Source organism: Halorubrum sp. Ib24 (assembly GCF_002252745.1).
Taxonomy (GTDB): Archaea; Halobacteriota; Halobacteria; order Halobacteriales; family Haloferacaceae; genus Halorubrum.
Genome location: NZ_NHOX01000045.1, coordinates 102,467 through 116,612 on the forward strand (window position 1 = coordinate 102,467; position 14,146 = coordinate 116,612).

Genomic DNA, 14,146 nt, shown 5'->3' on the forward strand with positions numbered 1-14,146 from the left:
GACTTATCCACCGGTGTTCAAAGAGTGTCAAAAGGGATCGAATCTCTAACCGGTTCACAGTTCACCACGTTTGTGGTCATGGTGGACAACTGCGTTGGAGAACATGTATACGAGAACCGCGCACAACTTCGGAGCATCCCGTATCTGAAGGAGTTCGGGTTCGATCGCGTAATCCACGATGATCTCTGGGACAATGACTTCCGATTGGTCGATTACGAACTCTTGAACCCTGACGATATCGACGCGGAGACTGCTGAGTTCCCGCTCATTCACGTGACTAATCAGGAGAATCTCGTCGAAAAGGGAGAACAGCATCTCGTTAGGGGACTCCTCCGCGAACGTAGTCGTGAGGATCCGTACATCCTCGTGGTCGACACCGACTCCCCGTCGACACCTGCGTACACGTCGCGGAAGTCAGTTCGTGATGAATTCGTCCCCAACACCGTCACCCGGTTCGAACAGAGCGTCGAGGACTACATCGACGAGCATCTCAACTCTACGCTCCCAACGGCCGATACGCGGAACCTCTATTACCACCGTATATCGCATCACCACAACGAGGTCGGTGCGCCGGCGGATTCCTTCCTCGACCTCTTCGACTACGACAAGGCCCCTCCGAACAGCCCCGCGTGGGAACCGTTATACTATTTCGTTAACCACGACCTAGAACAGATACTAGAGAAGTACACTGAGCGGATCCGAGAGGCACTCAGGTCATGGACCGAGCGCGGCGACGTCATGAAGATAGCGAACAACATGGACTCTATGCTCACCCGCTGTCAGTTCAGCGAGGAACAGCTCGACGAACAGCGAGGTCGCAACGCAGGGCTATACCCTAATGTCTGAACTAAGCCGTGCAACCGATACCCCGGACAAGATACTCACGGGGTATGGAACAGTCCGTAGTGCTGAATTGAAAGTGATCGACGAGTTCCTCGTTGAGGATATTTCTCTCTCCGGGGTGACCAAACGGTTCGGAAGGCCGAGCTCCAGTTCGACTAGTGGTTACGAATCCAGCCACATCGAGGACTGTATCAAGTTCATGCACTCGCTCGATCTCATCGATCGGAGTGCACAGGATGTCGTCAAACCACTCAACCGGGACGTCTACCCTGAACTCTCTTTCGAGGCGCGCTTACTCCATCATATTCGTTCACAGCACGGTGACGAGTACCAACTCGCAGAGATCCACGATCTGCTCATGAAGCACACGTCGACGGAGAAGGAGCACGGCTTCCGACGCGTCGATGAGGAGGCTCTCGTAGAATTACTCAAAAAAGAGAGCAAGTTCGACATCCAGTGGCGCACGGAAAAGACGTCGATGTGGGCGAACCTACTCGACCCAATCGGAGCGATCTCATATTCCACTGAGCATGACGAGATTGTAACATCTCCTACACGTGCACTCCTTCACGAACTGCTTACGTACCATCAAAAGCATGGAGACGACTCCGAAGGAATTCTTCAGGCGCTCGAGTGGATTCATGAGGAGTTCGTTCCAGTATTTCACGACTTGAGCGGCGCACCCCGTCTCCACGTCGCAGTCGCAGATACGCTTGATAATATGACAGATGACAGAACACTCGATTTCGTAGGTATGACTGATGTGACACAGACCGTCCGGCTTCCGTATCGAATCGATGACACCGAAGAGCCCGCACGCTACAAGATCGGCGATGCACCGGATCGCCCAGCGTACTGGTATCCACTTGATCGGAGCGAACGGAGGCTCGAACAATGACTGAGATGAGCATGAACTGGGATCCGGAGGTCGTAGAGAAGTTCATCAAGCCAGAGTCCCAGCAGAAGGAGCCTGAAGTCTTTAGAGAGACACACGTTCCGATTTCCAAGATCAGAGCTGAGATTCTTCGCCCGCACGATAGTGGCTCAAAGTTCGTATCCGAAGACGACTTTCGTGATGCCGTTCTCAAGTCCGAACTCAAAGACGACAACCGGATTTTCATCGTCAAAGGCGAGGTCGGTTCAGGTAAAAGTCACCTTTGCCAGTGGCTCGAATACGAGATCAATGGATACGGAGATGCCTCTGGACAAAGCGACTCTCACGTTGCGATCCATATCTCACGAAGTAATACGAAACTCGACGAAATCCTCGAGATACTACACGAGCCGATCGACAAGGAATACGAAGAAGTCGGATCTATCGGCGATCTGGATCCCGAGGACGTCGCCGACTTCATCGTACAAGGGTTGTTGACATTCTATAAGAACCGAGGGCAACTCAAAGGGTTCGAACTCGAAAAATTCCTAGAGGATTTCGACTCAAAGACGTCGTTCCGTGACATACTTGTCGATAACTTAACCAACTACCAAAAAGCAGTTGAACAGGAAGGAAAGGAGCAGGCAATCGACCTGTTCACCCGTGAAGACTACAGTGACATCTGTTTCAGTGTCTTCGCTGACACTCAGTACCAGACAGATACATACCCGGCACTCCGTCGAGCAGTTCACAATCTGTTGACGAACAATCTCGGTATCGAGAATTTCAAAGGTCAACTTGAGGAACTCTCGGACGCATACGTTGAGGCGGGTAAACGACCGGTTCTCATCTGTGAGGACCTGACCACATTCAACGTCCTCAAAGACGACCTCCTCGACCACATCTTTGATCTGTCGAGTAGTCACTTCGATATCGTTCTCGGATGGACCTCCGGATGGGAACGAGAGAATATCGATGACGCCCTCTCGACCAGTGACGACTCCTTGTCGTACATGAAACAGCGCTCGCAGGGATACCTCAGCATGACCGACGATCAGGGTCGTGCGTACTTCCTTGAAGACAAATCCGCGAGTTTGCTGCTCGTCGAAAAATATCTGGAGGCGATAAAGAAACACTCTGAGACGAGCACGAGCATACCTGAGGACGGATTCGACAATATATATCCGTTCAACGAGGCGTTTGTCCACTACGTCTATCAAAACCTCGTTCAGGACGGCAATCGACAGCAGACGCCGCGGGTGCTCCTCGTACACGTTATTGCGGACTGTCTCACATCGACGATCCCGCCGTTCAAAAAGGTGGAAACAAACGCGTTCGTCGAATCTCGTCCATCCGTGGTATCGCTGGAAGAGACAGAGAGCTGCCAACGACTGACGAAATGGTACGGTAAACGAGATCCGGATAGCGAGAAGCTCTGGGTCCCCGAGTCAGTCTTCAACACGTTTGACATCGAGTTCGAAACCGGATACGCTGAAGACGGCATCGTCTATTTCGATCTCGATAGGATCCTCAGTGGGGCAGACCTCCTCACAGTCCCGGTCGATGGAGAAACAGATCTGGAAGATGACCAAACTACTGAGGGGGATGATTCTGATTCCCCAGACGACGAATCAGAGGAAGATGAAACGGATTCTGGGGATTCGACCGAAGAGGAAGATTCAGATGATACTTCAGGTAATGATGACAGGGCTGATGACCCTACGAGACCTCACATCCCGACAGAGAAATCCACACAGTTTCAGAAGTGGATAAAGCACGGAAGCGACTATCCGAGTTCGAACACGCTCCGGGATGGAGTGCGGATGGCGTTGAATCGATGGTACGAACCGACGCGCCTAGCGAATGAAAACTCAACGGCGCAGTCAACCAACGGGATCTACTTTGCCCGGGGGAGCGACGTTCCAGTCGAAATCAAAGGGCCGGATCAACCCTCGGAGCGAAGCTACACTATAGAGCACGGCGTGGAGAATTACGAACTCTACTCAAAGTTGCTGTACGCCGGCGTACACGAGGACTTTGACGAGGAGACTAATATCGACGAGATCCGGGGATGGGTCGACGATAGAGTCATCAAATACCGGCGCGACATGCGGACGGAAATCGAGACTCATCTCCCTGAGGGCATGTCCGTGGAGGAGTTTACCGTTCTCTCGAAGTTCCTCCTCATGAACACCGGACAAGGGGTTTCAGAGGTCGAGCGAGATATCCTCTTCGAGGAATATACGAAACAGAGTTCTTCCCCACTTCACAGGGACTCGGATATCGACATCGACCTTCCGATGGGTATGTTGGACGCGTTCAACGTTGTTACGCGGAACAGTTCGGATATTGGCGGTCTAGTCGAGGGATTCTTCCTCCTGAAAAAGAACGTCGTCGACCACGAACGGTTGGATTCTGCCGTTAAAGGAGTCAACGACAACCTCGACGAGTATATCGAGGGAATGGCATACGTGAGCGTTGACGACCTCCCACAGGCGTACAAGATCGGAACGACTCGGAACAACGCGACTACCGTAGTGAAAGACCTGATCACGGCCGTTTCAGATTTCGCGAACGAACTCCTCAAACTCAAACAAAACACGTCATTCGATCCCATCGAAGAGGAAATTCAAACGTATGCAGAGGTGTTCAAACCGACACATAACAAACAGAAACTCCTCGAGATATATGAGAAACTTGATGAAAGTCTCACGCCGCTCGAAGTGACCAGAGAGGGTCGGTGGAAATCGATCGGTGATTTACTCCGTGAAGGGGATACGACACTCCATCTCGATGACTTCGGTGATGCCCTCAAAAAATATCAGTCGATAGAGGCGGACAGTCCAGTGGAGATCATGTCTGTCCTCCACGGCTACCAGCAGGCGAAAGAGCAACAGAAGGCGTGGAAAGTCTATGACGTCCTTCTCGACATGATTAGAGAACTCGAGGGGGCTGGTGGTGCCGAGAAGACTGACTTTGAGGAACTGGTCCGAGAGTCAGACGAGTTCACCTCGTTTAGTAAGAAACGTGATCAAGTTCTCGAACTCCTCGGAGGTACCCGATAATGCAATCATCTCAAATTCACGGCTCGTTAGAAGACGAAGCAGAACGTCTACACGAGAAGGCAGAGAGAGCGGGCAGAGCACAGAACGTCGAGCAGCGCGTTTCGATAGCGAAGAAGGATATCCGCCGGGTAACCAGCGCACTCGCCGATCTAAACCAGTCGATCCGAGATCTACATTTTTATACTGGCATTCTGACCGAAGTGTTCGATCAGCCACAACCGGCTCAGGTGGATGACGCTACTGGTAGAGCACTTGGAGTCGTAGACATCACCGACGAAGAGCTTCTTGAGGAAGCAGACGAGGGCCGGTTGATGAGTATTAAGGACGATATCGATCAGGCAGAAGACGCAATCAACGATGCGAAAGCAACCGTACAGGAGGAGATTGACGGTCACGTTGAGAGGTGGCAAGACGACATCAACTCCGCCCGGGAATTGGACCGGATCATCAGTGGTGGGAACTCCGAGTTCTCACAAGTCCTCTACAACATGGACAACTTCCTCACCAGCGATATCGATAATCCGACGAACAATCCTTCGGGGCTCGCAAGCAGGTGGGAACGACTGAAAGCCTCGTGGGATGAGGAAGGAGGCAAGCAAGGGTGGGAAGCGTTCAAATCAGAATACGATCTCAGCGACTCGACCGTGAGAAAACTCAGAAAATTCACCGAGCAGAAATCGGTGAATCTCTCGGAGTTCACGGTCGACAACCTCGAGGAGATCAAGCAGGTCAGTGATCTCGAGTCAGCGATCAAACTCCGCATCGACTCGTCATGAACGATCCCGCGAAGCGTGCGGAAGAGGTGCGAAATGCGTACACGAAACACCTGCTAGGTGATCTTGGCCCGGCCGCACGCGACGTCTACCACCGGATCCAGACTACCGATGCGGAGGAACAGTTCCTCGGATCACGCGGTCCGTATCTACAGGCACTAGACATCCCGAACTGGAGTGAGATGTCATGGGAGGAGTTCGCTTCCAGCGCTGGGATCCACTACCAGATACAGCATGCGTTCTCCGAACTCGGATTCACTCGGCTCTATGATTTTCAGGAGCGAAGTATTCGGACGGTTAAGGAAGGAGACAACGCCCTCATTACGGCGGCGACCGGCAGAGGAAAGACCGAAGCGTGGCTTATCCCTATTCTCGACTACATCCTGCGCGCACGAGAGGGAGAGATCGAAGGATGTGACCCCGAGAGCGTCAAAGCTCTGCTAATCTATCCCACGAAAGCCCTAGCACAGGACCAACTCAAGCGACTGATCGAGTATTTGTACAAGATCAACGCCGAACTACCAGCTCGGAAACGAATCAAAGTCGGAATCTATGACGGTGATACCCCGACGAACACGAGCGACAAAGGAGCGGAAGGTTATCTCCGTTCTTCGTTTAAATACTTCGAGTGTCCGGGGTACAACGATCAACTGGACAAGTGCCAAACCTGCGGGAAAGGTATCCGCGTCATCCCCGAATCCGGTCGGTTCGTCGCGAAACCGGAAAAGCCGATGTGTGAGGACGATGTTCCGCTTGAATTCATCCACCTAACAAAAAAAGACGTCCTACAGAAAGACGTCGACATCGTGTTAACAAACCCGGACACGATCAACCTGAAATCTCTCAACGTCAACGCGCCTGACGAGCATGACACGTTCATCTATGAGCCGGATTTCCTCGTATTCGACGAAGTACATACCTACACCGGTCTCTTCGGTAGCTACAGTTCATGGTTGGTCAAGCGACTTCGCGCACTTCGTGAACAGCGATTCGGTGAGGACGATCTGCAGGTAATCGCAAGCAGTGCGACGGTCGGTAATCACGAAGAGCTGTTCCGTAAAGTAAGCGGTGTTGAAGAAATATCGCACGTAGGAGAGAAGCCCCGAGAATTGACGTTCGATCCACCGACAGCGCCACCAGATTCCCTGCTGACGGAGGAGATATCCGAGGAGCAACTATTGAAGATGGCGCGCGACGAAACGGCGACACCGCGATCGCTTCAGTCCGGTCAGTTCGTTGTCGACGAGCACGATCAACTCGACAACAACGTTCTTGAGGATACCGTTGCGGACTTACTGTTCAATTTCCTTTCGCGAGAATCGCCCGACGACGACGTGCGTCGGATGATCCAGTACCTCCACTCGGAGTTGAATGACCAGCCACGGACGCGGACGGAGATCCTCGATAAACTGGAGTCCGAGTATTCTCTCTCAGAGGTTGAAAGTGAGCGATTACTTGCTAACTTCCGGACACTGGGTGAGTTCTCTGGTCTACTCGAAAACCGTAGCCACATGTTCTCGTGGCCGGTCGACGGATTCTACGGTTGTGCTACCTGTGACGCGGTGTATAGATCACCGCGCGACGAGTGTACAGAATGTGGTGGTGAATTCATCACCCGCTCGACGTACTGTAACCATGGTGACGAGGAGGCACTAATCGCATGGTACTGTCCCGAATGCGACCAACTTGACCCCTACATGCCAACGGAGCATGGTGGTGGTAACTGGGATAACGAACACTCATGTCAACGGTGTGGGGCCGCACGGAACGATGACGTCCCGACGACACGGGTTACTTTCTCGCCGTTGTTGGAGTGTACGGAGTGTGCCGCACGCCGTGAGCGCGCGCCGTCGACCGACTGTACAGCCTGCGGATCTCGTACGGTTAGAACCGGAGAATCAACCGTAACGTGCGTCAGTCCGTCATGCGAGCGAACGATCTCAGTCTCGTTTGAGTGTGATGACTGCGGAGGATCGGACTTCGAGATGGTTGCCTCTTCTCTACCAGTTGATTGCCACTCGTGTGGAGAGACGCACACCGACCTCGACTTGGGAAGCACTACCTGTTCGTGCGGTGCCGCCGTCACGAACACTCATGTTCTCCCGTGGGTCTGTAAGAAGGAAGGGTGTGAGCGTCGCTTCTACGAAAAGTCTCCACCATCGACGTGTGGATGTAACTCTCGCACGTTCGTCAGAAAAGGACTGTTCGAGGTGTTCGACAGGGTCGAGTGTAGCAACTGTGGGTTTGAGGGTCCTGCGGGTGCGATCTGCGAATGCGAGAGCCCCTCTCTCCAGTCGAGACGTGTTGAACCACAGGACTACCTCACGATTGACGCATCGGGTCAGCTTCGTAGTCCGACCGACTTCCGTTCGGCGGCACCCTGTTACCACTCAGGGACGAGTTACAGCGTCTCCGGTCGTGGGACGAGATATACGGAACTGACCCGCAGTCCGAACAATCTCGCGGTGACGACATCGCAGTATCCCCTGCGGAGCGTCGCCGACGATGAGGGGTTCGAATCGGCGAAAATGTTGTCATTCTCTGACTCTCATGGCGACATGAATCGGCTGGGTCGAGATTTCAACGATCCCGAGGAAGACACGTCGGTCGATCAACTTCTCGTCGACGGGGTGATCTCGAATCAAGGACCGGGTCAGGCGTGGGTCTCATTCGATACAGTCATTGAGACATCTAACGAGAAACTCGATCAAATAGAGGACGCCCTCTCTACCCTCCGCGATGTCAAAGAAGGAACCGTCAATCTCCGTCAACGGCTCAAGGGAAGGGCTCGGCGGCGGTGGGACGCTGACGATGCTTTCGAGGACCGGATGTTCCGGCGAGCGATACCACACACGTACGGCGGTCGCTTCCGTGAGCGGGAGCCGTCGCTCGTGCGAGACAGTATACTCGACATGCGGCTCAACCCTGAAATCGAACTGACTGGCGGTGAGCACGAAGTCATCCGTATACTGGCTGAAAAAGGAAACAACGTCAACGTCGACAAGATCCGCGAGGAGCTGAGTCGTGACGATGTCGGACGATCCGTAACGACACTAGACAACGAAGGGGTGATCGAATACGATCCGGATGACGGGTACGTTTCCCTTGCACCATCTGCCTTCGAACTCACCGTCGCCGGGGTCAACGATGAACTGATCTACCGTCCTGAGAAGGGTACCACGTTCAGTACATTCGAAACCATGTTCAACGCGGTTCCCGACGACTGCGTTCCGTTCCGAACTTCCTTCGAGGATCAACAGGAACTGGAGCATCCACGGTACAACCACCGTGCGTTCCTTATCGACTACTCTTCACCGATGATGCTATGGAGCGAGGTGTATCTCGGAACCACTCCAAAGCAGAAGCGGCGGAATATCGAGTATCTGTTCAAAGAGGGAAAGCATCCCCACTTCCTCTCATCTGGCCCGACGATGGAGGTCGGTGTCGACATCGGAGCGCTCGACTCACTATTGCTGTTCGGGACGCCACCGAACATGAATGCATATCTACAGCGCATCGGACGGGCTGGTCGGAGTTCGAAATCGGCACTCGTTCACAGCGTGAGCCAGCGCAATCCTATTGACTATTATTACTACGAGCACCCTGCCGATCTGATCAAGACCGATCCGAAGGATGTCCCTCTGAACGAGCACAACGAGGAGGTACTTCGCGTGTCTCTCAGTTGGGCTGTCTTCGATCTCATCGCGTCACGCTTCGCGATCGATTGGAATGTCGAGCGGAAAGGGCGACAGACGAGAGTGTTGGGCGGTGACGACTACGACTCCGATCTCTCGAAGGGTGAGGAGTACAGCAAACTCACTCAGCTGCTGTTCCTCTCGAACGAAGAACTGCAGATGGAGACTCGAAGGCCGAAGTTGGAGATCCTCGAGACGGTCGTCCATGACTACCGTGACGATCTCCATGATTTCTTAGAGTCCCTACTTGACTACGCGTACTGTCGCTCATGCGGCCTGAAGTACGACGCTACCGACCCTCCGACGCAGTGTTCCGACGACGAGTGCTCGGGGACAATTGTCGTCGCCGCCGACGAATACGACGAACTCGTAGACGATGCCATCGACAACTTTAGTGCTCGCTTCGTGACGCAGTTCGGTGAGTATACCGACGATATTCTCGATACGGTCGATGACCTTGCTGAGCGTGAGCTTGAGATCAACCGAGAACTCCGAAGCGCGGTTGACGACGATGAGATACAGGACTTACGGAGCGAGCTCACCAACCTCAGTCAGCGAAAATCGGTACTCAACGACCATCTCCAAGACATGCGCTCGGAGGAGTACGTAAGCTTCCTCCGCAGTTCGCGCCAGAGCAAATTCGCGTTCAATATGCGGAACATCTCGACGTCGGTCGGTCTAACTCTTGTTCAAGAAGGTTACGAGCGCGAGCGTCTCGCCCGAAGTGACCGTGGACGAGACATGCGGATGGCGATCAACGAGCTCCACCCGGGATCCGCTTACCTCCACAACGGCCGGACGTACGTTACGACGCGAGTCAATTATGATGACTTCCAGTCGGAGGAACTGCTCGAAACCTTGGCCGATTCCGGTAACGCCGACCTCGGTGAAGACTTCGTCTGCCCCGCATGCCACGCAACTTACCTCGACACTCGGGAGTCCTGTGACCAGTGTGACTCGGAAGTCCCTCTCAAGCCACGAAAAGTCGGAGTTATGGACTCCGTCGAGTCCTATCTGGAGGATCTGTCTCTTGGGAAAGACAGTGGTCTGCAGGCCCGCGACATCTACGAAATCGACGACTCACCGGTCCAGTCTACGTTCACCGACCGGGATACCGACGTGCTGTCGTTCGATACTGAGCACTCATTCACTTTGGAAGACGGCGATGGAAACGATCTTGGTACAGTCGAGTATGGTGATCTCGAGGTGCTCGTACACGCTACGAGCTATCGGGCAAAATACGAGAACGGGGCCGTGGACGCGCGGCCGACTCTCTTCGAGCGGTGTGGCGTTGAGGGGTGTCCCGGAACCGTGACGCGCTCGGGCGAACACGCCCAGTGTACGGAGGACCCGCAACATGACCCTGACGGACTCGACGACCCGTCAGAGTTCGTACGTCTCGGATATAATTATCCCACCGAGGGAGTGCGGCTCTCGCTTGCTGACGAGGTCGAGACCCACACATTCGCCCACGCGCTCCGTGTGAGTCTCCAGTACCTCGGCGGTGTCGACATTCGTGAGATCACCGAGAGTATCGAGGATGAGGGTGTGTACATCTTCGATGCACAGGAGGGTGGTGCCGAGATCACTCGCACTCTCATCGAAGATATCGAGGGCACATTCAAAAACTTCGACGACGCGATGGAACTCGTGGAGAGACACTACGAGTGTGATTGTGAGAGCGGCTGTCCGCTCTGTACCTACCAGTACGGGTGTGATGAGTACAACGACCCCGACACGCTCGATCGGCAGCGCGTTACAAGGCTATTTGATAGTGAGAATGCTCCATCATTGCGCTCATAGGAAAGGATTCGATGCGATTCACAGAGACGGAAACCGGATACGGTAAATCTTTTCATCAATTATATCATAGAAACTTTCCCCAGCTAAGATTTGTTCAAGATCGTTTCCATTGATGACTACGATAATTATGTCCTCTCTTTGATATACATCTAAAATTTCTCTTTGGGCGAATTTTTGGCCCGATCCGCCCGAAATACCATTTCGAGCAAAAATCACACCAAGGTCGACCTTCGATTTCTTCATACTTGCCTCAACGGATTCAATTTCGTCTACACCAACTGAAGAAGTCCAATTCTTACACTCAACTAATATAAAACGGTCAAACTGGTCAAAAATTGTAAATCGATCAGAATTAGTGTACTCAACAACGAGGTCTAATTCTCCTGTTAATAATTCATCATTTCTCTCGCGAATCTTCAAATACGGGATCGAATTAAACAATATTTCAGCGAGATCTTCTAGAGATTCTTTCTTTTCCTCATTTGTTTCTGCTTCGTAGATCAGTTCCAAAACATGGTTGTAACGTCTAAGATCTAAACTAAAGTCTGGTGTCGAAATCCTTTCAGGCCTTTGCTCGTCCCATGACGGTAATTCCTCAAGGGGATAATTTTCTGGAACTGAGAGTAACTCATAAATTCTCCGTGCCTCTTCCACAGAAATATCCTCGAGAAAGAACTCTTCCATTGTGTCGTTATGTAATACTGCTAATATTATATTCGATATAAACAAGGTATACTCAGGATCGGCAATTTCGTGGTATTCTCTCAGTATCGGTGTTATTCTGTTTCGAAAACGTTCTTGGAATGTAGACTGATCTAAATCTACATCAAAGTAGGCAACTTCATTAATTATCCATGGTCTCTGCTCTGGGCTTTCTGCTATCGCGGAATCGGGACGTTTCTGATTATGAATATCCCCATAGGTAACGTCGAAGAACATATTTTCAGCCGGATTATGACCTAAAAACGCCATGAGACGATGTGGTACAGTAACTTCAAATTCTTGAGCCACCTCAATATCGAGATTAGATATTTCTTCGAGAAAATTTCGGAACTCGAGAATATTCTCTGGCATGAGATGGAGTAGGTATTGCGAGAGCAAATAGGTTGTTCACACGGAACATCAACATGGTACCTGCTCAAATCGCCACATATTGGAACCCGAATCTTCAAACAGCGAGAGCGACCCTCTGAGTACCGATTGATTCAGTAGTAGAACTCATAATAGACACATACACCATGCTGAATTCACACTCTATATTTACTAAACCGTCTCTATCAATCTCAGATGATTTCCATAGAGTCTTTTGATGTGTGTATTTCCGATCGACAGACGGGTGGAATCGTCATCCGATTTTCGTCTCAGTAATCCCCGGAAGAGGAACTTAGAATTGTTTAGCTCCATGGCCGCTGCATCGCCTGACGGATGGCACTATCGTCCTCATCAACATATTTGAGCGTCGTCTCGATATCATCGTGGCCGAGAATCTTCTGTAGATGGTGGACCTTCGTATCAAGTTTATTAGCGTGGTAGGTCGCCATACTATGTCGCAGGGTATGTCCAGTAATCTTCCACCTCTTCTTTCCTGCTTCATCAACGTAGAGCACTTCGTTGATACCTGCGTTCTTCGCTGCTTCTTTGACGATCCGAGATACGTGAGAGGCTCGCATCTGGGGACTCTGATGTGTTAGAAACAGGTATTCAGACTCGCCACCGTGCGGACCGATCACATCGCGTCCACCCTGATCAAGCCACTGAGCAAATAACGGTTTCAGACGCTGGGGGTACCAGACTGGGCGGAAATCATTAGTTTTCTTATCGAATATCTTGATCTTATACTCGTCATGATCAATATCGATGATTCGAATACGGATAATCTCCGAGCATCGAAGACCTGTGTACCAGAGCAATTTGATTAGCAATTCGTTTCGAGCCCGTGGGCCCGGGAGATTCTCTTCTTTCCACAATAACTCAACCTCCTTCCGTGGTATCGAAATATAATCTTCCTCTTGTCGGAGCGCGCGCGCCTGCCTCGTCGCTCCGTTGGAAATTCCGTAATCCTCTCTCACCAAACTCTCAGTGAAGTTCTGTTCAATAACCTCCTTTCGACTCATCCAACGGTAGAGTTGCTGGACGCCGTCGAACTTGCCACCAGCTGTCGCACCGCCTTCATACTGTCCAGAGACAAACTCGTAGTAGTCATCTACGTCTACTTTACTCGCTTCGTCGATCGGTTTGCCATGTCGATCGCGGAACCATCGAGTGTAGGTAACTGCAGAACTGGTCCACGTTTGAGCAGACCCGTCAGGACGGGTTTGATACATCGATCGTTCGAATCGAGAGAGTAACTCCGCGTTCCGTTCGCAAAACTCGTCAGTATACTTCTCGTTAATCTGGTAGCTCATTCTTTGAGACGGTAGTAGCGCTCTTCTCTATCCTTACGATCGGTGTACTCAGCGTCTACTTCAACGACGTGTACGGTTTCCATCTCCTTGATGAGTTTGTCTAGTGCACGGTGGACCGTATACTCATCATGGCCTTCTGCTTGGAGGTTCTTTTCCAACAACCAACTTGGGCCAATCTCGGCAATACGCTCCTCAATGGTTTCACTCTCTGGCACGCGATTTCGGATCTCCTCTTCGGATTCGACCTCCGGAATCTTGTCGAGAATCAGAGTAGCGATCTCCATGATCTCATCGTCCTCTCTCACAAGTTCAAACGTATCGAGTGAGATGTCTTTGACGTCAGTCAGTTCTTCACGGATATCGTCCATACGCTCATGTACTTCTGAGAGGTCGACAGTTACCGGATTCGCAGACTGTGCTGGTTGAGAATCGCTCTCACTACGCAGTTCAGATTCGACCGCCGCGACAACGAGATGAGTCAGATCTTTGTACTCGTTCGATGCGGCTACACTCTCTTTCCATTCTTGTTTCCTCTCTTCGGTGACTCGAATATGGATCTGTGCGTCGCGTCCCATACCGGTAGTGTTCACCCCGTCCACTTAGAACTGTGTATACACTGTGTATAATCAGCCTAAAGATGCGCTAGATGTTCGGCAACGAGTAACGGCGCTTTCCCGCGGTCGGTCTC

At 51.9% G+C, this 14,146-nt stretch carries 8 protein-coding genes; 5 read left to right on the forward strand and 3 right to left on the reverse strand.

Annotated elements, in window-relative coordinates:
* Nucleotides 1-24 precede the first annotated feature (24 nt).
* From DJ82_RS15405 to DJ82_RS13870, 5 genes are read left to right on the forward strand one after another with little or no spacing between them, the layout of a single operon-like run.
* Nucleotides 25-846: a hypothetical protein gene (locus DJ82_RS15405; RefSeq protein ID WP_241881533.1), complete on the forward strand. Its 822-nt coding sequence runs from the start codon at nt 25-27 to the stop codon at nt 844-846.
* Complete coding sequence (locus DJ82_RS13855; protein ID WP_143420598.1) at nt 839-1,741, forward strand: hypothetical protein; 903 nt, start codon at nt 839-841, stop codon at nt 1,739-1,741. Before DJ82_RS15405 ends, DJ82_RS13855 begins: the two co-directional genes overlap by 8 nt.
* Nucleotides 1,738-4,782: a hypothetical protein gene (locus DJ82_RS13860; RefSeq protein ID WP_094582099.1), complete on the forward strand. Its 3,045-nt coding sequence runs from the start codon at nt 1,738-1,740 to the stop codon at nt 4,780-4,782. Before DJ82_RS13855 ends, DJ82_RS13860 begins: the two co-directional genes overlap by 4 nt.
* Nucleotides 4,782-5,558: a hypothetical protein gene (locus DJ82_RS13865; protein ID WP_143420600.1), complete on the forward strand. Its 777-nt coding sequence runs from the start codon at nt 4,782-4,784 to the stop codon at nt 5,556-5,558. Before DJ82_RS13860 ends, DJ82_RS13865 begins: the two co-directional genes overlap by 1 nt.
* Complete coding sequence (locus tag DJ82_RS13870; protein ID WP_094582101.1) at nt 5,555-11,053, forward strand: DEAD/DEAH box helicase; 5,499 nt, start codon at nt 5,555-5,557, stop codon at nt 11,051-11,053. Before DJ82_RS13865 ends, DJ82_RS13870 begins: the two co-directional genes overlap by 4 nt.
* An 18-nt stretch (nt 11,054-11,071) precedes the next feature.
* Here DJ82_RS13870 and DJ82_RS13875 read toward each other — a convergent pair whose 3' ends face one another.
* From DJ82_RS13875 to DJ82_RS14705, 3 genes are all read right to left on the reverse strand, one after another.
* Nucleotides 11,072-12,127 (reverse strand): restriction endonuclease, encoded by a 1,056-nt coding sequence (locus DJ82_RS13875; RefSeq protein ID WP_094582102.1) that lies wholly within the window; start codon nt 12,125-12,127, stop codon nt 11,072-11,074.
* Between the two features lie 320 nt (nt 12,128-12,447).
* Nucleotides 12,448-13,458 carry a tyrosine-type recombinase/integrase gene (locus DJ82_RS13880; RefSeq protein ID WP_094582103.1) on the reverse strand — a complete coding sequence of 337 codons (1,011 nt, stop codon included), beginning with the start codon at nt 13,456-13,458 and terminating at the stop codon, nt 12,448-12,450.
* Entirely contained in the window at nt 13,455-14,033 is a 579-nt protein-coding gene (locus DJ82_RS14705) for a hypothetical protein (protein ID WP_143420602.1), read from the reverse strand. The genes DJ82_RS13880 and DJ82_RS14705 overlap by 4 nt, the downstream gene beginning before the upstream one ends.
* Nucleotides 14,034-14,146 lie beyond the last annotated feature (113 nt).